Source organism: Novacetimonas maltaceti (assembly GCF_002906255.1).
GTDB lineage: Bacteria > Pseudomonadota > Alphaproteobacteria > Acetobacterales > Acetobacteraceae > Novacetimonas > Novacetimonas maltaceti.
The window spans coordinates 17,335-35,685 of the sequence record NZ_POTC01000004.1 but is presented as its reverse complement, the minus strand read 5'-3'; the positions used below and the strand labels follow the sequence as shown (position 1 = coordinate 35,685).

Annotated in this window: 19 protein-coding genes and 1 tRNA gene; 8 read left to right on the top strand and 12 right to left on the bottom strand. The window is 65.2% G+C overall.

The annotated features are described in order from the left end of the window. The first annotated feature begins 130 nt into the window (after positions 1-130). The 3 genes from KMAL_RS02650 (at position 131) to KMAL_RS02640 (ending at position 4,445) form a co-directional block, all read left to right on the top strand. The gene (locus tag KMAL_RS02650; RefSeq protein WP_110094220.1) at positions 131-1,000 is read left to right on the top strand and encodes an NUDIX hydrolase; all 870 of its coding nucleotides are present in this window, start codon (positions 131-133) and stop codon (positions 998-1,000) included. 150 nt (positions 1,001-1,150) lie between these two features. Further along, positions 1,151-3,250, top strand: coding sequence for a S9 family peptidase (locus tag KMAL_RS02645; protein ID WP_408887878.1), 2,100 nt, complete (start codon positions 1,151-1,153; stop codon positions 3,248-3,250). A gap of 49 nt (positions 3,251-3,299) precedes the next feature. Further along, a complete protein-coding gene (locus KMAL_RS02640; protein ID WP_110094219.1) occupies positions 3,300-4,445 on the top strand; it encodes an AI-2E family transporter in 1,146 nt (381 codons plus the stop codon). Positions 4,446-4,623: 178 nt separating this feature from the next. Here KMAL_RS02640 and KMAL_RS02635 read toward each other — a convergent pair. From KMAL_RS02635 to KMAL_RS02605, 7 genes are all read right to left on the bottom strand, one after another. Further along, a tRNA-Pro gene (locus KMAL_RS02635) sits at positions 4,624-4,697 on the bottom strand. A 148-nt stretch (positions 4,698-4,845) separates the two neighbouring features. Further along, positions 4,846-5,868, bottom strand: a complete 1,023-nt coding sequence (locus tag KMAL_RS02630) for a MerR family transcriptional regulator (protein WP_110094218.1) — start codon at positions 5,866-5,868, stop codon at positions 4,846-4,848. After that, a complete protein-coding gene (locus KMAL_RS02625) occupies positions 5,865-6,182 on the bottom strand; it encodes an integration host factor subunit alpha (RefSeq protein ID WP_110094217.1) in 318 nt (105 codons plus the stop codon). Before KMAL_RS02625 ends, KMAL_RS02630 begins: the two co-directional genes overlap by 4 nt. 101 nt (positions 6,183-6,283) lie before the next feature. Then, positions 6,284-7,255 carry a beta-ketoacyl-ACP synthase III gene (locus tag KMAL_RS02620; protein WP_110094216.1) on the bottom strand — a complete coding sequence of 324 codons (972 nt, stop codon included), beginning with the start codon at positions 7,253-7,255 and terminating at the stop codon, positions 6,284-6,286. 84 nt (positions 7,256-7,339) lie between these two features. Then, a complete protein-coding gene (gene plsX / locus KMAL_RS02615; protein ID WP_110094215.1) occupies positions 7,340-8,437 on the bottom strand; it encodes a phosphate acyltransferase PlsX in 1,098 nt (365 codons plus the stop codon). A 169-nt stretch (positions 8,438-8,606) separates the two neighbouring features. Then, positions 8,607-8,810, bottom strand: coding sequence for a 50S ribosomal protein L32 (gene rpmF / locus KMAL_RS02610; protein ID WP_003620805.1), 204 nt, complete (start codon positions 8,808-8,810; stop codon positions 8,607-8,609). A gap of 170 nt (positions 8,811-8,980) precedes the next feature. Then, positions 8,981-9,529 (bottom strand): YceD family protein, encoded by a 549-nt coding sequence (locus KMAL_RS02605; RefSeq protein WP_110094214.1) that lies wholly within the window; start codon positions 9,527-9,529, stop codon positions 8,981-8,983. 217 nt (positions 9,530-9,746) lie between these two features. On the opposite strand from KMAL_RS02605, the gene KMAL_RS02600 reads away from it, so the two are divergent. Further along, positions 9,747-10,316, top strand: a complete 570-nt coding sequence (locus KMAL_RS02600; RefSeq protein ID WP_110094213.1) for an outer membrane protein assembly factor BamE — start codon at positions 9,747-9,749, stop codon at positions 10,314-10,316. 80 nt (positions 10,317-10,396) lie between these two features. On the opposite strand, the gene KMAL_RS02595 is transcribed toward KMAL_RS02600, so the two are convergent. Both KMAL_RS02595 and rpsU read right to left on the bottom strand, forming a co-directional pair. Beyond that, positions 10,397-11,785: an ATP-binding protein gene (locus KMAL_RS02595; RefSeq protein WP_110094212.1), complete on the bottom strand. Its 1,389-nt coding sequence runs from the start codon at positions 11,783-11,785 to the stop codon at positions 10,397-10,399. A gap of 97 nt (positions 11,786-11,882) precedes the next feature. Then, positions 11,883-12,086: a 30S ribosomal protein S21 gene (gene rpsU / locus KMAL_RS02590; RefSeq protein ID WP_010506446.1), complete on the bottom strand. Its 204-nt coding sequence runs from the start codon at positions 12,084-12,086 to the stop codon at positions 11,883-11,885. Between the two features lie 255 nt (positions 12,087-12,341). On the opposite strand from rpsU, the gene def reads away from it, so the two are divergent. The 4 genes from def to KMAL_RS02570 are packed head-to-tail and all read left to right on the top strand — an operon-like array spanning position 12,342 to position 14,827. Further along, positions 12,342-12,878: a peptide deformylase gene (gene def / locus KMAL_RS02585; RefSeq protein WP_110094211.1), complete on the top strand. Its 537-nt coding sequence runs from the start codon at positions 12,342-12,344 to the stop codon at positions 12,876-12,878. Further along, positions 12,875-13,492 carry a COQ9 family protein gene (locus tag KMAL_RS02580; RefSeq protein WP_110094210.1) on the top strand — a complete coding sequence of 206 codons (618 nt, stop codon included), beginning with the start codon at positions 12,875-12,877 and terminating at the stop codon, positions 13,490-13,492. Before def ends, KMAL_RS02580 begins: the two co-directional genes overlap by 4 nt. Before the next feature lie 37 nt (positions 13,493-13,529). Continuing rightward, complete coding sequence (locus KMAL_RS02575; protein WP_239019911.1) at positions 13,530-14,084, top strand: MarR family winged helix-turn-helix transcriptional regulator; 555 nt, start codon at positions 13,530-13,532, stop codon at positions 14,082-14,084. Between the two features lie 29 nt (positions 14,085-14,113). Continuing rightward, entirely contained in the window at positions 14,114-14,827 is a 714-nt protein-coding gene (locus tag KMAL_RS02570; RefSeq protein ID WP_110094209.1) for a response regulator, read from the top strand. Between the two features lie 271 nt (positions 14,828-15,098). On the opposite strand, the gene leuB is transcribed toward KMAL_RS02570, so the two are convergent. From leuB to leuC, 3 genes are read right to left on the bottom strand one after another with little or no spacing between them, the layout of a single operon-like run. After that, a complete protein-coding gene (gene leuB / locus KMAL_RS02565; RefSeq protein WP_110094208.1) occupies positions 15,099-16,214 on the bottom strand; it encodes a 3-isopropylmalate dehydrogenase in 1,116 nt (371 codons plus the stop codon). A gap of 34 nt (positions 16,215-16,248) precedes the next feature. Continuing rightward, entirely contained in the window at positions 16,249-16,872 is a 624-nt protein-coding gene (gene leuD / locus KMAL_RS02560; protein ID WP_110094207.1) for a 3-isopropylmalate dehydratase small subunit, read from the bottom strand. Between the two features lies 1 nt (position 16,873). Then, positions 16,874-18,277, bottom strand: coding sequence for a 3-isopropylmalate dehydratase large subunit (gene leuC, locus KMAL_RS02555; protein WP_110094206.1), 1,404 nt, complete (start codon positions 18,275-18,277; stop codon positions 16,874-16,876). Positions 18,278-18,351: the final 74 nt, after the last annotated feature.

The window sequence follows — 18,351 nt, the reverse complement described above, 5'->3', positions numbered from 1 at the left end:
ATGCCGGTTTCATGCCGCCCGGACGGGCGCCCATGCCGGCGCGGCACGGAAGCCGCGGCCCGTGCAAAGGATTGTCAGCCCCCGGACCAGCCGTTATGGCAACGAAGCCCCAATATGAAATGATGGTTCCATGTCCACCGACCTGAATCCCTTTTTCCGCCATATCGCCGCATGCAACACCGCCACCCTGCCGGGACGGCGGCTGGCGTTCCACCTTGGCGCGGCGCCCGCCGGGTGGGTCATGCCCGAACTGGTGCCCGTCCTGCGCGAACACGGCATGACCGATGCGGATGGCGTGGTGACACTGTCCGACCCGTCACGGCTGGAACAGATTGCACAGGACATGGCCCGGCAGGGCGTCTATCGCTCCCACCATGAACTGTTCGATGTCCGCACCGATGTCGATGCCCCGCCGGTCGCGCGGATCGACCGGGGCGCGCTGCCGCTGTTCGGGCTGATGGCGCAGGGCGTGCACCTCAACGGACTGGTGCGGCGCGCGGACGGGCTGCACCTGTGGATCGCGCGCCGGTCCATGACCAAGCGGCTCGACCCCGGCAAGCTCGACCACCTTGTGGCGGGCGGGATCCCGGCGGGGCACACGCCGGCGCAGGCGCTGCTGAAGGAAGCGGCGGAGGAAGCCAGCCTGCCGGCTGAACTGCTGGCGCACGCAACGCCCACGGTGAACATCCGTTATGCCCTCGACCGGCCGGAAGGGCTGCGCCGCGACATCCTGCACTGTTTCGAGATCGTCCTGCCCGAAGAATTCATCCCCCGCCCCGCCGACGGGGAGGTGGAGGAATTCTCCCTCATCCCCCTGTCCGAGGCATTCCGGCTGGTGCGCGACACCGATGCCTTCAAATTCAACGTCAACCTTGTACTGATCGACCTGTTCCTGCGCACGGGACTGATCGACGCGACCACGGCCGAGGGGCAGCGCCTGCGTGCCGGACTTGATGGCTGGCGGTTCTTTGCCGCGCCCGCCACCCCGGCACGGGGCTGAGGGCATGCCGGGCGGTGGATGGCGGATGCCCCTGCCGCACCCGCCCCCCGCCTTTTCTGGCCGCCATTCCCTGTTGCCATTCCACGCGGGACATGCCGCCATGGCGGGCAACCCGCCGGGGCCTGCCCCCGCCACCGACATGAAGGACCGATGCCCATGACGACGTCCACGACCCGCCCCCAGCCAAAGCCCCCCGTCGCGCGCAAGGTTCCCCACCGCATAGAGCAGCTTGGCCGCGTGCGGCATGACGAGTATGCGTGGATGAAGGACGAGAACTGGCAGGAGGTCCTGCGCGATCCCGCCCTCCTGCGCGGGGACATTGCGGATCACCTGCGGGCGGAAAACGCCTATACCGCCGAAATCCTGTCCGGCACGCAGGACCTGCAGGCCGCCCTGGTCGCGGAAATGAAGGGCCGGATGCAGGAAGTGGAATCCTACCCGCCCCTGCCGCACGGGCCGTGGTCGTACTACACCCGCTATGACAGCGGCGCGCAGTATCCGGTCTATGCCCGCCACCGCACCGATGCCCCGCAGGACGAGCAGGTACTGCTCGACATGAACGCCCGTGCGGCCACCCACGACTATTTCGCCGTTGCCGCCGCGACCCACAGCCCCGACCACAGGCTTTTCGCCTATGCCGAGGACACGCAGGGGTCCGAGATCTATCGCGTGCGGGTCAATGACATCGCGACCGGGGAGCCACTGGGCGCACCGATCGACAACTGCAGCGGCGCGTTCACCTTCGCCCCCGACAGCCGCCACCTGTTCTGGATCTGGCGCGATGACCATGGCCGTCCCGCCCGCGTCTATCGCCGCGAGGTCGGGACCGATACGGACATCCTTGTCTATGAGGAAAAGGACGCCGGTTTCTTCGTCGGGGTGGAGGCCACGCGTTCGGGCCAGTGGATCATCATCACGGCAGGCAATCATGACACGTCCGAATCCTGGCTGATCCCCGCCGCAACCCCCGATGCCGCCCCGGCCTGCGTGGAGGCGCGCAGCAGCGGCGTGATGTACGGACTGCATCACTGGGGCACGGATTTCGTCGTGCTGACCAATGCCGACGGCGCGGTGGATTTCACGCTGAAACTTGCCCCGCAGGACGCCCCCGCCCGCGCGAACTGGCGCGAACTGGTGGCGCACGAACCCGGCCACTACATCACCGAATGCCAGACCTTCGCCGACTGGCTGGTCTGGCGCGAACGCCACAACGCCAACTGCCGCATCATCATGCAGTCCCGCAGCGGGGAGCGCCATGCCCTCGCCCCGCGTGAGGCCGCCTATGACCTCTCCCTTTCGGGGGGATATGAATATGACACGGTGAAACTGCGCTACATCTACCAGTCGCCCACGACGCCCCGGCAGTGGTTCGCCTATGACATGGCGCGGCGCACGCATGACCTGCTCAAGCAGCAGGATGTCCCCTCCGGCCACAATCCCGCCGACTACCGCTGCTGGCGACTGATGGCGCGTGCGCCCGATGGGCAGGAAGTGCCCGTCACCGTGCTGGGCCGCCATGACGCGCCGTGCGATGGCTCCGCGCCGCTGCTGCTTTACGGGTATGGCTCCTACGGGCATGCGATCGAGCCCGATTTCTCCACCCGTGTGCTCAGCCTTGTGGACCGGGGGTGGTTTTACGCCATCGCCCATGTGCGTGGCGGTTCGGAAAAGGGCTGGAACTGGTTCCTTGGCGGACGTGGCAAGAACAAGCCCAACAGCTTCACCGATTTCATCGCCTGCGCCGAGCACCTGGTCGCGCAGGGGTTTGGCACGGCGGGGCGAATCGTGGCCGACGGACGCTCCGCCGGGGGGATGGTCATGGGGGCGATCGCGAACATGCGGCCCGACCTGTTCGCGGGGATTGTCGCGGTCGTGCCGTTTGTCGATGAACTCAACACCATGTCGGACGCCTCCCTGCCGCTGACGCCGCCGGAATGGCCCGAATGGGGCAACCCGCTGGAAGACGTGGCGGCCTATGACCTGATCGAAAGCTATGCCGCGTATGAGCAGGTGCGGCCGCGCGCCTATCCCGCCATCCTGGCGATGGGAGGGCTGACGGACCCGCGCGTCACCTACTGGGAGCCCGCGAAATGGGTGGCGCGGCTGCGTGAAAACACGCGGTCATCGCGCCCGGTCATGTTACGCACCAATATGGAGGCGGGACATCGGGGTGCGACGGGTCGTTTCGATTCCCTGCGCGATGCGGCCCTGATACATGCCTTTGCCATCTGGGCCGTTGAAACCGCCTGATCCCGAACCACCGCACCACCGCCCGCCCCGGGCGCGTCCCATCACAAGGATGACCATGCCGGACCACAAGAACGCTGGCGCCGAGTCCCATGTCCCGGAACCCGGTCTTGACGAAAACAGGCAATCGCTGCGGACATTCCGCTCCTTTCGGGAGACGCAGCGCGCGCAGCGGGTCGCACGCGGCCTGCTGGCGCTGTTTTTCGTCGCCATGGCGTTGTACACGGTCCGTGGCTTCCTGCCGTCGCTGATCTGGGGCGGCATCTTCGCCATCGCGTCATGGCCGCTCTATGTCCGGGCGCGCACGCGATGGCACGCCGCGACACACCAGTTGCTGCTGCCTGCCGCCTTCACGCTGGGGATTGCACTGATCTTCCTTGTGCCCGTCACCCTGTTCGGGCTGGAGGCCGCGCGCGATGCGGAAGGGGTGCTGCACCTTCTGAACAATGCGCGACAGTCTGGCATGCCGGTGCCGCAATGGATCGACCACCTGCCGCTTGGCGCGCAGACCCTGCGGGCATGGTGGGAAAGCCACCTGCAGGACCCGGATGATTTTTCCGCCCTGCTGGGATCATTGCGCATCGGGCAGAGCGTCAAGATGACGCAGCAGGTCGGCAGCCAACTGGCGCACCGGGGCATCCTGTTCATCTTTTCCATCCTGACGCTGTTTTTCCTGCTCAAGGACGGCGACAGCGTCATCCGCCAGTGCCTTGTCGTGTCGCGTCGCGCCTTTGGCAAGCGGGGGGAGCGGATCGCTCTGCAGATCATCGCCTCCATCCATGGCACGGTGGCGGGACTGGTGCTGGTGGGCATGGGCGAAGGCGTGGTGATGGGCGTTGCCTACCTGATCGCCGGGGCGCCACATGCGTTCCTGTTCGGGGTCGTGACGGCCGTGGCCGCCATGATCCCGTTCTGCGCCGTGATCGCGATCGGCATCGTGTCCACGCTGCTGCTGGTCAAGGGCAGCGCCGTCATCGCGATTGTCATCATGCTGGTCGGGCTTGCGGTGATTTTCCTGGCCGACCACCTCGTGCGTCCGGCCCTGATCGGCGGTTCGACGCAACTGCCGTTCCTGTGGGTGCTGACGGGCATCCTGGGCGGGGCGGAAAGCTGGAACCTGCTGGGCCTGTTCATGGGGCCCGCCATCATGGCCGTGCTGCATATGCTGTGGCGGAACTGGACGCGCGTGCGCGATTGAAGACGCATCGGGAAACGGCGCCTCTCCTGATCGCAACCGGTCCGGGGGGCCGCGTTCCGGCCTGAAAGGACGGTGCCTTCCGCAGGGTATTCCCTGCAGGCACGAATACGCACGCCCCGGTTGGGGTGCACAGGCAGTTTTCATATTTTCAGGAAAGTTTTTATCGCAGACAGGGATATCGGGCAGGCGGGATTCGAACCCACGACCCCCAGTCCCCCAGACTGATGCGCTACCAGGCTGCGCTACTGCCCGCCTGTCTGCGATGACGCATCGTGTAGCAGGCCCACCGGGTGCCTGCAAGCCATCTTCTGCACTCAATCGCAAAAATAAGGACATAAAAAACAAAGGGGCAGGAACACCCGGTCCCTGCCCCTCCATTCCCCCTGCGTCGGGAGCGTCCTCAGACCGGGACCATCTCCCGCAGGGCCTCGAGTTCGACCAGCACGCCGCGCAGGTGATCGCGCAGGACCATGTTTTCAGCCCGCAGGCGTTCAAGTTCCAGCATGACCAGCTGTTCGAGCGGAGGCTCTTCCCCCTCGGCCGCATCCGCCTGCGCAGCCGGTGCCAGCTCCGTCTCCGCCACGGCATCAACCGACGCATCATCTTCCGATGCGCCTGAAGCTTCCGATGTGCCCGGTGCTTCCACCGTTTCCGTGGCGCTGCTCTCCACCGGGGCGGCAACAGGCGGCACGGGAGCTGGCTCGACCTGCGATGGCGTGCTCGTGGCAGGAGCCTCCCCGGTTGGGGAAATCACGACCGGGGCTGCGGCCGGTTCGGCCGGAGCCGGAGCCGGAGCCGATGGCGCCACGGCTGCGGTTTCGGGCGCGACATCGTCAGGGGCAGCCGCTTCGGGGACAACCTTCCCCCCCTCATCAGGCGTGGCCGCAACGGGCGCAGGTTCCGCAGCGGATGCTGGCATATCAGCCTGCACCGTCTCATGCGCCTTTTCCTGCGGCACATCAGGCGTGGCGGGTTCTGCGGCCACCTGATGGCGGACAACGGTGACGGTCTCGATTTCCTCGACCTGCACATCCGTGATTTCCACGACCTCAGGACGTGCGGCGGGAGCGGGCTGCGCTGGCTGGGCCGGGACGGCAGGCATCATGCCCCCTGTGCCGGCAATGTCCGTTGTCCCTTCCGTTCCGGCAAGGATGCGCTGCACCTCCCCAAGCGAGAGGTGGCGGACATACAGCATGTCGGAGATACGACGCAGCAGCCGGACATCCTCCGGCCGGTAGAAACGCCGGGCATTCGGCCCACGGATGGGCTGCAACTGCGGGAAGCGGTTTTCCCATGTCCTCAGCACATGCTGGGCAATGCCAAGCTGACGCGCGACCTCATAGATCGGCAGCGCGTCCCCGGCTGTCGCGGGCGTGGCAGTGGTGGCGTTCACGACGCCCTGCGCGGGATCTTGCACATTCATTCGTCATCCCCTGCATCCATATGACCGGCAGTACCGTTCACATGCGCCCGCAGGAGTTGGCTGGGCCGGAAGACCAGGACGGAACGCGGCAGGATCGGAACCTCAACCCCCGTCTTGGGATTGCGCCCGGTGCGTCGCCCCTTCCTGCGGACGGAAAAAGTACCGAATCCGCTGATCTTTACGGTGTCCCCGGCTTCGAGTGCATGGGCCACTTTTTCCAGGACGTGTTCAAGGATGTCGGCGGACTCATGACGGGAAAGTCCAACCTGACTGTAAATTTGTTCTGCCAGAGTGGCGCGGGTCACTGTGCTCATGCAGTCACGTTATGCATGCCATCCGTCAGCGTCAATTCAATGTGCTGACAGGTGTGTGTTTTTTCTTGCCCCCGCTGCCGGATCCGGGCCGGGCGCGCAGCCTAGATCCGCGCCAGCGCCGCCCCCCAGGTCAACCCGCCGCCCAGCGCCTCCATCAGCACCAGGTCCCCGCTGCGAATCCGCCCGTCACGCACGGCTTCGTTCAGCGCCAGCGGAATCGAGGCGGCGGAGGTATTGGCATGGCGGTCCACCGTGATCACCACCCGTTCGGGCGGCAGGTGCAGTTTGCGCGCGACGCCGTCAATAATACGCAGGTTCGCCTGATGCGGCACAAGCCAGGCCACGTCTTCATATTTCAGGCCATTGGCCTCCAGCACCTCATCCACGGAGGAGGACAGCTTGGCCACGGCATGGCGGAAGACATCGCGGCCCTGCATCTTCAGGTACGCGCTCTTGTCCTTCTGGCCGATCGCGCCATCCACATACAGCAGGTCGCCATGACGGCCGTCGGAATGCAGGTGGGTGGACACGATGCCCTGCCCCCCCCCGTCTTCCGTCGCCTGCAGGAAGACCGCGCCCGCCCCGTCCCCGAACAGGACGAAGGTGGAACGGTCCTCAGGATCAAGAATGCGTGAATAGACTTCACTGCCGATCACCAGTGCCGAACGGGCCTGCCCGCTGCGGATCAGGGCATCGGCGGTGGACAGGGCAAAGATGAACCCCGAGCAGGCCGCCGCGACGTCAAAGCCGAAGCCAGAGGTCATGCCAAGTTCCCCCTGCACCCGCACGGCGGTGGAGGGAAAGGCCTGGTCCGGCGTGCTGGTGGCGACGATGATGGCATCCACGTCATCCGGCGTGGCGTTGGCGTATTCAAGCGCCTGCCTGCCTGCCGCGACCGCCATGCTGACGGCCGTATCTTCCGGCCCGGCGCGGTGACGCTGCGCGATGCCGGTGCGGGCGCGTATCCACTCGTCAGAGGTTTCCAGCCCACTGGTGGCCAGGTCATCGTTGGTCACGATTCTGTCCGGCAGGTAGCCGCCAAAACCCTTCAGCAGCGAGCGTCTCGCCTTCATGCGTGTCTGTCCAAACCTGTTGGGGGCAGGAGCATGCAGGCCACACCCTGCGGATGCGGCCCTTCCCCTGCCCACGGCAGCGACTCAGGAAGCCGAAACTGCCTGCGTCGGCTCCTTTTCGTTACTGAACCTGCTGGCCGTCAGGCTTCCCATGCGGGAAAGCTGGTCACGGATACCGGCATTGAAATCATGGGTGACCATGTCGATCGCCACATCCACAGCCGAGGCGAACCCTTCGGCATCGGTGCCGCCATGCGACTTCACCACCACACCGTTAAGCCCGACAAACACCGCGCCATTATAGCGGCGCGGGTCGAGCCATTCCTTCATGCGTTCAAGGCCGGGCCGCACCAGCAGGTAGCCAATCCGTCCCAGCAGGCCGGAACTGAACACCTGCCGCAGCAGGGTGAAGGCCATCTTGAGCGCGCCTTCGCCGGTCTTGAGCGCCACATTGCCCGTAAAGCCGTCCGTCACCACCACGTCGGTCGTGCCTGCGGTGATGTCGTGCCCTTCCACGAAACCGTGGAACTGCCGGGCAAGCGGGCTGCCACGCAGCACTTCGGCCGCCTGGCGCAGGCGTTCGTCGCCCTTGAGCTCCTCCGACCCGACATTGAGCAGCCCGATCGTCGGCGCGGGCAGGCCCAGCACCGCCTTGGCGAAGGCTTCGCCCATCACCGCGAATTCGACCAGGTTGCGCCAGTCGCACGCGACATTGGCGCCAAGGTCGAGCATGACCACGTCCCCTTTCGTCGTGGGACTGATCGCCGCCATCGCGGGACGCGAAATGCCCGGCAGGGTCTTGATCACGATCTTGGCCAGCGCCAGCATCGCGCCGCTGTTGCCGGCGGAGACCACGCCCATCGCCTCGCCATTGGCGACGGCGTCCATCGACAGGCGCAGCGAGGAATCGCGCACCCGCAATGCGGCCGTGGGTTTCATTTCCATGGAAATGGCGGAACCGGCAGGACGGACCGTGCAGATCGCCGCCGCGCGCGGATGCTGCGCCAGAAGGGCCTGCAACCGCTTTTCATCGCCAATAAGAAGGATTCTGGCGGATGGATGCCGGTCAGCGGCAATCGCCAGTCCGGCCACCACGACTTCCGGACCACCATCCCCACCCATTCCATCAATGGCCAGAGTGTAGGACTGTGTCGCGGAAAAAGAGGAACCTGTCTCGCTCATGCTCGTCTTGTGCCGGGTGAAGGTAAAACGCGCAAGTGCCGAAAGGGTGCAACCCCTTCATGCAGCATTCCCCTGCGCAATCCGGACGGGCGGGGACGCCTGCCTGTGGCATTCCCGCGCCATGTCAATGGCATCTCCCGTCCCGACAGGTGACCACGTCGAACGTGGATCAGGCGCGGACCGCGGTCTTCAGCGCCTTGCCTGCGGATGCGACTTCGCGGCCGTCATAATGCCCGCAATGGCTGCAGACATGGTGCGGACGCTTCAGCTCGCCGCAGTTGGAGCATTCCGCATGTGCCTGCACGGGCAGCGCAGCATGGCTGCGACGCATGCCACGACGGGACGGCGAGGTTTTTCTCTTAGGTACAGCCATGGGCCTGGGCCCCTCCGATCTGGGATCACAACCCGGTAACGCCAGCGAGGTGTCACCCGGTCAGTTATCAACAATTGAGGGGGGCGCTCTAGCAGACGATCCGACATTCCGCAAGAGACGATCTTGCGATCCGCCGGATGCCACCCGCCCCCAAGGCGCGCCCGCACGCCTCAGTTATGCTTTTTTTTCAGCTCCGCAAGGGCGGCGAAAGGCTGGCGCTTCGGCGCTTCCCCTTCCCCGTCCGCGTCCGTATCGCCGTCCTCCTCCACATCGAGCAACTCGACGGGAATGGCGCTTCCGGGCTTGTGCGGATAGGGGTCGAGCCCCAGCGACAACTCCTCCGCCGCGAGTTCGCCAAGGTCGATCATCTCGCGCTCATAGGGCACTTCGTCGATGCTGAAGGGATCAAGCTCGTCATCCTCGCGGAAGCGTTCCGCCGGGATGCAGCGCACGGTGAAGGATTCGGCGACGGCGTCCTCGAACGGCTCAAGGCTTACGACACATTCCTGCGTCACATGCGCCGTCAGCCACCCTTCGGCCATCACTTCCCCCTGCGCACCGGGCACAAGGCGATAACGGCAGGCGAGGTCGCGGATCGCGGGGATCCCGAAACGCCGCGCAAGGGCCCTGCATTCCTCGGGCGTGGCCTCGATGGAGGTTTCCATGCCCTTGGCCGCGATGCGTCCCACCGGGACGCGACGGGAAAATTCTGGATCCATAACTCGTGTCTTCTCCTGCAATTCCGGTACGCCCCCGGCCATGGGGGGCATGCCGGGCCAACGGGCATGCCGGGCGCCCGTCACGGCACCCGCAGGGAGGACGGAAGTGTTTTTCCGCCTTCGCATCCGATCTGCGATTGACTTCATTTGACCAATAAGGCACCCGGAAGGTCGGACTGTCTATCTGCAGCATCTTACCAGGACGCTTTATCCGATCATGAGGCCAGCGCAGCACATCTTTTCCCGCCCCCGATCCTTACGCCTGTTTTCGTGCGCTGTCATCGGGGTTGGCCTGTCGCTGTCGGGATGCGTCGCGTTCAAGCCAAGCGTGATCCAGCGCGGCTCCCTCGTGCAGGCGGATGACTACAACCAGCTCAAGACCGGCACGAGTTCACGTTCCGATGTCATGGACCTCCTCGGCTCCCCCACCAGCCGCGCGACGTTCGATGACAATACGTGGATCTACATCTCCATGCGCCAGACGCTGGCCCCCATCAGCTTCCCCCATATCGACAAGCAGCAGGTCGTGGTCCTGACGTTTGACCAGGGCGGGATCCTGCGCAACCTGCGGACCCTGCACAAGGATGATGCGCGCTATGTCAGCATGGCGATGGGCAAGACGCCGACGCCGGGCACGAAGATCAACATCATGCAGCAGATCCTTGGCAACGTGGGCCGCTACAACCCCATGAGCCAGATGACCAGCACCTATGGCGGCAGCACCGGCCCGATGAACAGCATGAACGGCGGTCCGGGCCATGGCGGCCAGGGCAACAGCCTGCCCTGATCCTGACGCCCCACGTCATGGGGCATGGCCTGTGTGAGATCGCAAAAGGCACCCCCAAGCCCTTCCCCGCTTTCAGGATTTCAGTCCGGGATGACAATCCGCACGCGCAGGCCGCCCGACGGACTGCTGTCCAGCCGGATTTCGCCCCCATGCGCATGGATGATGTCGCGCGCGATGGCCAGGCCCAGCCCGGTTCCCCCATCGCGCCCGCTTTCAAAGGGGCGAAAGACGCTCTCGCGGCGTGATTCGTCAATCCCGCACCCGTCATCATCGACATAGATGACCGTGCCCGAGCGCTTCTTGCGCGCGCTCAGGCTGATATGGATGGCATGGCGGCGTGCATTGTCGATGATATTCGCCAGCACGCGCCGGAACGCGGCCGGACGCACCACGATGCAGAGCGGGCGCGTGACATGGACGCCGATATCGCGCGCACCGGCACGACGGGCCGCCGTCGCGACCTCCTCCAGCAGTTCGCGCACATCGACCATCGACGGGATCTCCGCCCCCTCCCCCCGCGCAAAGGACAGGTAGCCTTCGATCATGCGCTCCATCTCCCCGACATCGGCCACCATGTCCTCGATATCGGGTTGCAGGTCCTCGGCCCGGACCGTTCCCTGGCGCGGCATCATCGCCAGCGTCAGCCGCAGGCGCGTCAGGGGCGTGCGCAGGTCGTGCGATACACCCGCCAGCACGGATGTCCTCTGCTCCACAAAGCGGAAGATGCGGTCGCGCATGCGGTTGAAGGCCACTGCCGCCTTGCGGATCTCCTGCGCGCCTTCGGGGTGGATCGGGTCGATGTCGCGCCCCAGCCCGAACAGTTCCGCCGCCCGCGCCAGCCGCCGGATGGCACGCACCTGGTTGCGCATGAAAAAGGCCGCGATGCAGAACAGCAGCAGCGCGCTGCCTGTCGCCCATGCGACGAACAGCCAGACCGGCGCCACTTCCAGTCGCTTGCGCGGCGTATCGACACGCAGCACCCCGTCGGGCATCTGGATGAAGACCGACACGATATGGCGGTCACTTTTCCAGTCCACGAAGGCCGAGCGCCCGATCGCAACGCGCAGGTCACGCACAAGGTCGTCATCCACCGGCCCCAGCACATGGTTCGACCCCACACGCTGCAGGCTTTCCCCTTCGCGCCATGTCATGTGAAGCTGCGCGCGATCGCGCACGTCACGCAGGATCCACGCACGGTCCGATGGCGTGGGATAGCGTTCCATGATGTCGATGGTCATGGCGATATTGTTCACCACGCCCGCCGACAGCCGCCGCGAGACGATCTTGAGGTAATTGCCGTAAAACAGTTCGAGCGAGATCCCCTGCGTCACCAGCAGGGGAATGAACCCGATCAGCAGCATCCGCCCCAGCAGCGAACGCGGCAGCACGCGGCGCACCAGGCGGTCCAGGTAACGCCCCACAGTGGACCGCCCTTCGGCCGGTGGCGGGGGATCGGCAGGCTGTTTCATGGATCATCCCGTGATCCGGGGCACCCGGCATAAAAAAAGCCGACCCCATACGGAAGTCGGCTTTTCCCACGGGCGATGCCCGGTATCTGAAAACAGATCAGAACCCTTCGCGTTCCAGACGCTTGCGCTCCATCTTGCGCGCACGGCGCACGGCTTCAGCGGCTTCACGCGCCTTGCGTTCAGACGGCTTTTCATAGTGCCGACGCAGCTTCATTTCCCGGAAGATGCCTTCACGCTGCATCTTCTTCTTGAGGGCCTTGAGAGCCTGATCGACGTTATTATCACGAACGAGAACCTGCACTGGGTCGTCAACTCCTGCTGTAAGCCGTCACTTGCGCCGGCGGCGATGGGTATCTGTAATGGGGGATGACCGCCCGAGGCCATTCCCTGCGTGCGATTCCCAAACGGGCCGCACCTATATCACAGCCCGATCCGGCAATACAAATCTTTCCGGTGGTTTTACACCGCCTGCGCACAGGTTATTTCACGACCGTCCCATGCACACGACGCAGATGATGCGTTTTCATGCCACCAGATGCAAAGGAGCAACGCCACCGTGACCCTGCTCAAGATCGCCCGGATGGGCCATCCCGTGCTGCTGCGCCGCGCGGACGCGGTGGAAGACCCCGCGTCCCCCGACATCGCGCGCCTGGTGGCCGACATGGTGGAGACGATGGAGGATGCGGGCGGGGTGGGCCTTGCCGCGCCACAGGTCCACCGCTCCTGCCGGGTGTTCGTCTATCGCGTGCCTGCCGCGCGCAGCACCGGCGCGCCCGATGACCAGCCCTGCGGCCCGCAGGTCCTGATCAACCCGCACATCACGCCGATCGGCGACGAAACGGTCCTGCGGCTGGAGGGATGCCTGTCGATTCCGGGCCTGCGCGGATGGGTGCCGCGGCACACCCGCATCGCCTATCACGGGCTGGACGCGCGGGGACAGCGGCTGGAGGGCACGGCATCGGGATTTGTGGCGAATGTCATGCAACATGAATATGATCACCTGAACGGCATATTATATCCGATGCGGATGAACGACCTGCGGAAGATGGGGTTTGACACTGAAATGACACGTTACGGAGAACAGCAGGCATGATCGGCTCCCTCATCACGGCATCGGCCACATCGTGCCTGCAGCCCCCCGCCGTCGATCATTCCCCCGCGCGTGACGCCGCCCTGCGCCGCATGATGGAGGGCGTGGGACAGCGCGAATGGTCCATGGCCACCCTGAAACAGGTCGCGGGCGAGGATGCCGACCTGCTGTTCCCCGGTGGCATCGCCGAAGTGGCGGAGGCGTATTTCGACCTGGCCGACCGCGACATGCTTGCGGCGGCGCACGGTTTCCATTCGCGCAAGCTCAGCCGCCGGGTGCGCGCGGCGATCATGTTCCGCCTGACGCAGGCCGCAGGCCATCGCCCCGCCGTGCGCCATGCCCTGTCGGTGCTGATGATGCCGGGACACGCCCGCCTGCTGGCACGCAGCATCGCGCGCAGCGTCAACGCCATCTGGACCGCCGCCGGGGACGATTCGCAGGGCGTGACCTACATGACCAAGCGCGCGTCGCTGGCGGGAATCTATGTCTCCACGCTGCTGTTCTGGCTGGCGCGTGGCGGCAACATGGCGACGGTGGAGGAATTCCTTGACCGGCGCCTTGCCGACATTGCCCGCATCACCCGGCTGAAGAACCGCCTGCTGGGGCGTCCGTTCTGACCGACCCGTTGGCCCGCCCCATCCACATGCCCCGCCCTTGACCGAACGCCGCCCCCCACCACCGGCCAGCCGTCCCGCACGCCCGCACGCGGGCGTCGAACTGCTGTTCCTGCGCGATGAGGACATGCGCCAGGCGCAGATGCTGATGACACAGGCCTGCCGTGGCTTTTCCAGCCTGCTTGATCCCCTGCTGGAGGAAATGCAGATCGGGCACGCGCACCAGCGGATCCTCCAGTTCGTAAAGAATGAGCCGGACATTTCCGTCGGCGCCCTGCTGGACATTCTGTCGATTACCAAGCAAAGCATGGCCCGTGCCCTCCATGACCTCCTGCGGCGCGGTCTGGTCCACCAGCACACCAGCAGCCGTGACCGGCGCATGCGCCTGCTGCGCCTGACCGATGCCGGGTATGAAATGGAACGCCGCCTGTTCGAACGGCAGCGCGACGTCGTGCTGCGGGTCTATCGCGAGGCCGGGGGGCCTGCGGTGGAAGGGTTCCGCCGGGTCATGCGCGGGCTGATAGAGGAATCACGGAACATGGCGCGCCATCGCGATGCCCAAGCACCCGGTCAGACACAACGGAGTCGTGAATGAACAGGTCCCCCCGTCCCGCATCCCCCACCATGCCGCCACGCGACCCGGCAAACATGGATGCCCATATCGTGGTGGTCGATGACGACCCGCGCCTGCGCCGCCTGCTGCAACGCTACCTGACCGAACAGGGATTCCGCGTCAGCGCCGCGGCCTCCGCGCATGAGGCGCGGCAGGTCCTTGGCTTCATGCAGCCCGACGCGCTTGTGCTCGACATCACCATGCCGGGCGAAAACGGGCTGGAACTGACGCGCGAACTGCGTAACGAAGGACTGGATTTCCCCATCCTGCTGCTGACCGCACGCGGGGAGCCGGAAGACCGGATCATCGGGCTGGAGGCCGGGGCCGACGATTACCTCGGCAAGCCTTTCGAGCCGCGCGAACTGCTGCTGCGGCTCAAGGCGCACCTGCGCCGCTTCGCCCCGCCGCCGCCCACCAACAACCTGCGCATCGTGCGCCTTGGCGAACTGGAGTTCGACCCCGCCCGCAGCCTGCTGAGCGGTCGTGACGGGATCGTGCACCTGACGGGTGGCGAATCCGCGCTGCTGGCGGTGCTGGCGCGCCATCCCAACGAAGTGCTGTCACGCCACGAAATCGCGCAGACGCTGGAAATGGACGAAATCGGCGAACGCGCCGTCGATGTGCAGGTCACGCGCCTGCGCCGCCGGATCGAACCCGACCCGCGCGAACCGCGCTTTCTCCAGACCGTGCGCGGCAAGGGATATGTGCTCAAGCCCGGCCTGTGAGGGCGATTGGCAGATGACGAATGAAGTTTTGGGGTGGTGACTTTTTTCAGGAATGCAGCGTCTTTCGAAGCTTTTTGGAAAAAAGCTTCACCAAAAACGTCTTTACGGCAGCCCCAGCCCCGATTCATGGATAAGTCATGGTTTCCAAAGGGCAATGCCCTTTGGCGGGTTTCAGGGCAGAGCCCTGAGAAAGAAAGCAGCCATTCATAATAAAAAAGCCGCACCTGATCACCAGATGCGGCTTGCCCACGTTGCCCCGCAGGACTCAGGTTCAGCCCTGCTGGAGCTTGTCGAGTTCGCGGACCACTGCCTCGCCCATCACCTCGGTGCCGACAACGGCCATGCCGGGGCTCATGATGTCAGGAGTGCGCAGGCCATTGGCCAGCACATTGGCCACCGCCGTCTCGATCATTGCGGCATCTTCAAGCATGTTGAACGAATAACGCAGCAGCATCGCAAACGACAGGATCTGCGCCAGCGGGTTGGCCTGCCCCTTGCCCGCGATATCGGGCGCGCTGCCATGGATCGGCTCATACAGGGCCGGGCGCCTGCCATTGGCGTCCACCGCGCCCAGCGTGGCCGAAGGCAGCATGCCAAGGCTGCCGGTCAGCATGGAGGCAAGGTCGGACAGCAGGTCGCCAAACAGGTTGCCGGTCACGATCACGTCGAACTGGCGCGGGTTGCGCACCAACTGCATCGCGCAGTTGTCCGCCAGCATGTGCGTCAGTTCCACATCCGCGTATTCACGCGCATGCAGGTCGGTCACGACCTCCTTCCACAGAAGGCCGCTTTCCATCACGTTGCATTTTTCAACCGAGCAGACGCGGTTGTCGCGCTTGCGCGCAAGGTCGAAGGCCACACGTGCGACACGTTCGATTTCCGGCGTGGTATAGACTTCGGTATTGATGCCACGCCGCGACCCGTCGGGCAGGGTCTCGATCCCGCGCGGCTCACCGAAATAGATGCCGCCCACCGTTTCGCGCACGATCATGATATCCAGCCCACGCACCACTTCGGGCTTGAGCGTGCTGGCATCGGCCAGCGCATCGAACACCTTGGCCGGGCGCAGGTTGGCGAACAGGCCGAGTTCCTGACGCAGTTTCAGGATCGCGATCTCAGGCCGGCGGTCGAACCCGGCGGACGCCCATTTCGGGTCCCCCACCGATCCGAACAGCACGGCGTCGGCGGCGCGGGCCTCGTCAATCACTTCCTGGCGGATCGGCACGCCATGGACCGCCAGCGACGCGCCACCGACCAGGTCTTCGGTGATGTCGAAATTGATCCCGCGCGCGCGGCTCATCCACGCCATGATGCGCGCAACCTCGCGCATGATTTCCGGGCCGATGCCATCGCCAGGGAGGATCAGGAGTTTCTTGGTTTCGGACATGACAGCTCCCTGCTGAAAAAGCGACCGGTGACGGTCAGTCAATGGTGATGGACGGCATCCATGGCTCATCATGCCTGCGCCGGGCCTCGAACCCCTCGATCGCGGCCTCGTGCTGGAGGGTCTGGCCGATATCGTCGAGTCCCTCCAGCAGCAGGCGCTTGCGCAGGGGATCGACCTCGAACGGGATCTCGCTCCCGTCGGGGCGGACCACCACCTGCCGGGGCAGGTCGATGGTGATGCGCGAATTCTCGCCCATCCGCGCATCGGCCATCAGTTCGTCGCACACCTCGCGCGGCAGGGCGATGGGCAGGATGCCGTTCTTGAAACAGTTGTTGAAAAAGATATCCGCGAATGACGGCGCAATGACGCAGCGGATGCCGAAATCCAGCAGCGCCCAGGGCGCATGTTCACGCGACGAACCGCAGCCAAGGTTATCGTGCGTGATCAGGATCTGCGACTTGCGGTACGGGTTCTGGTTCAGGACGAAATCCGGGTTTTCCGACCCGTCCGCGTTGTAGCGCATGCTGTCGAACGCATGCACGCCAAGGCCCGAACGCTTCGTCGTCTTGAGGAAGCGCGCCGGAATGATCTTGTCGGTATCGATGTTTTCCTGCGGCAGGGGGGCGGCAATCGCCGTCAGGACCGTGAACTTATCCATGTCAGATCAACTCCCGCACATCGGTCAGGCATCCCGTCACGGCGGCGGCGGCGGCCATGGCGGGCGACAGCAGGTGGGTGCGCCCGCCCGGTCCCTGACGTCCTTCAAAATTACGGTTGGAGGTGGAGGCGCAGCGCTGCCCCGGCGTCAGCTTGTCCGGGTTCATGCCCAGGCACATCGAACACCCGGCCTCGCGCCATTCAAACCCGGCATCGAGGAAGATGCGGTCCAGCCCCTCCTCTTCCGCCTGCGCCTTCACGATGCCCGATCCCGGCACGATCATCGCACGCACGCCCTGCGCCACATGGCGGCCCGAAACGATGGCGGCGGCGGCGCGCAGGTCCTCGATCCGGCTGTTGGTGCACGACCCGATGAACACGACATCGACCGGCGTGCCCGCGATCTTCTGCCCCGCCTGCAGGCCCATATAGTCCAGCATGCGCTGCATCTGCGCCCGCCGTGCCGCATCGGGTTCGGCGGCCGGGTCGGGGACGGTCCCGGTCACCGGGATGACGGTTTCGGGGCTGGTCCCCCATGTCAGGACCGGCGGGATGTCTTCGGCGCGCAGTTCGACAACCTTGTCGTAATGCGCCCCCTCGTCAGAGGCCAGCGTCTTCCAGTAGGCGACGGCCTGCTCGAACGCCTCGCCCTTCGGCGCGAAGGGACGGCCGCGCACATATTCGAACGTCGTCTCGTCCGGGGCGACCAGTCCGGCGCGCGCACCGGCCTCGATCGACATGTTGCAGATCGTCATGCGCCCCGCCATGTCCAGCGCCCGGATGGCCGATCCCGTGAATTCGATGATGTAGCCCGTGCCGCCCGCAGTGCCGAGTTTGCCGATGATCGCCAGCATGATGTCCTTGGCGCTGACGCCAGGGCCGACCTGCCCCTCCACCGCGACCTTCATGTTTTTCGCAGGCTTCTGCAGCAGCGTCTGCGTGGCCATCACATGCTCGACCTCGGACGTGCCGATGCCGAACGCCAGCGCGCCGAGCGCCCCATGCGTGGAGGTATGGCTGTCACCACATACGATGGTCATGCCGGGCAGGGAAATCCCCTGTTCCGGGCCGACGACATGGACAATGCCCTGGCGTTCCGACAGCAGCGGGAAATACGGCACGCCGAATTCCGCGACATTGCGTTCCAGCGTCTCGATCTGGTTGCGGCTTTCGGGTTCCTCGATCGGCAGGGTGCGGTCAGAGGTCGGCACGTTGTGATCGACCACCGCGATCATCGCCTCGGGGTGGCGCAGGCGCCGTCCCGTCATGCGCAGGCCCTCGAACGCCTGCGGGCTCGTCACCTCATGGATGAGGTGGCGATCAATATAAAGGATGGCCGTACCATCCGGGAGACGTTCCACGACATGACTGTCCCAGATCTTGTCGAACAGCGTACGTGCAGCCATCAGTTCCTATCCCCCAGCATGCGGCACTACCGGACTGATCCTTCGCGGCCTTGTCGTGACAGCAGGGGCGAACG

Coding starts and splice junctions, on each gene's coding strand:
- KMAL_RS02650 (WP_110094220.1), top strand. CDS start 131: ATGTCCACCGACCTGAATCCCTTTTTCCGCCATATCGCCGCATGCAAC.
- KMAL_RS02645 (WP_408887878.1), top strand. CDS start 1,151: ATGCCCATGACGACGTCCACGACCCGCCCCCAGCCAAAGCCCCCCGTC.
- KMAL_RS02640 (WP_110094219.1), top strand. CDS start 3,300: ATGACCATGCCGGACCACAAGAACGCTGGCGCCGAGTCCCATGTCCCG.
- KMAL_RS02630 (WP_110094218.1), bottom strand. CDS start 5,868: ATGAATGTGCAAGATCCCGCGCAGGGCGTCGTGAACGCCACCACTGCC.
- KMAL_RS02625 (WP_110094217.1), bottom strand. CDS start 6,182: ATGAGCACAGTGACCCGCGCCACTCTGGCAGAACAAATTTACAGTCAG.
- KMAL_RS02620 (WP_110094216.1), bottom strand. CDS start 7,255: ATGAAGGCGAGACGCTCGCTGCTGAAGGGTTTTGGCGGCTACCTGCCG.
- plsX (WP_110094215.1), bottom strand. CDS start 8,437: ATGAGCGAGACAGGTTCCTCTTTTTCCGCGACACAGTCCTACACTCTG.
- rpmF (WP_003620805.1), bottom strand. CDS start 8,810: ATGGCTGTACCTAAGAGAAAAACCTCGCCGTCCCGTCGTGGCATGCGT.
- KMAL_RS02605 (WP_110094214.1), bottom strand. CDS start 9,529: ATGGATCCAGAATTTTCCCGTCGCGTCCCGGTGGGACGCATCGCGGCC.
- KMAL_RS02600 (WP_110094213.1), top strand. CDS start 9,747: ATGAGGCCAGCGCAGCACATCTTTTCCCGCCCCCGATCCTTACGCCTG.
- KMAL_RS02595 (WP_110094212.1), bottom strand. CDS start 11,785: ATGAAACAGCCTGCCGATCCCCCGCCACCGGCCGAAGGGCGGTCCACT.
- KMAL_RS02580 (WP_110094210.1), top strand. CDS start 12,875: ATGATCGGCTCCCTCATCACGGCATCGGCCACATCGTGCCTGCAGCCC.
- KMAL_RS02570 (WP_110094209.1), top strand. CDS start 14,114: ATGCCGCCACGCGACCCGGCAAACATGGATGCCCATATCGTGGTGGTC.
- leuB (WP_110094208.1), bottom strand. CDS start 16,214: ATGTCCGAAACCAAGAAACTCCTGATCCTCCCTGGCGATGGCATCGGC.
- leuD (WP_110094207.1), bottom strand. CDS start 16,872: ATGGATAAGTTCACGGTCCTGACGGCGATTGCCGCCCCCCTGCCGCAG.
- leuC (WP_110094206.1), bottom strand. CDS start 18,277: ATGGCTGCACGTACGCTGTTCGACAAGATCTGGGACAGTCATGTCGTG.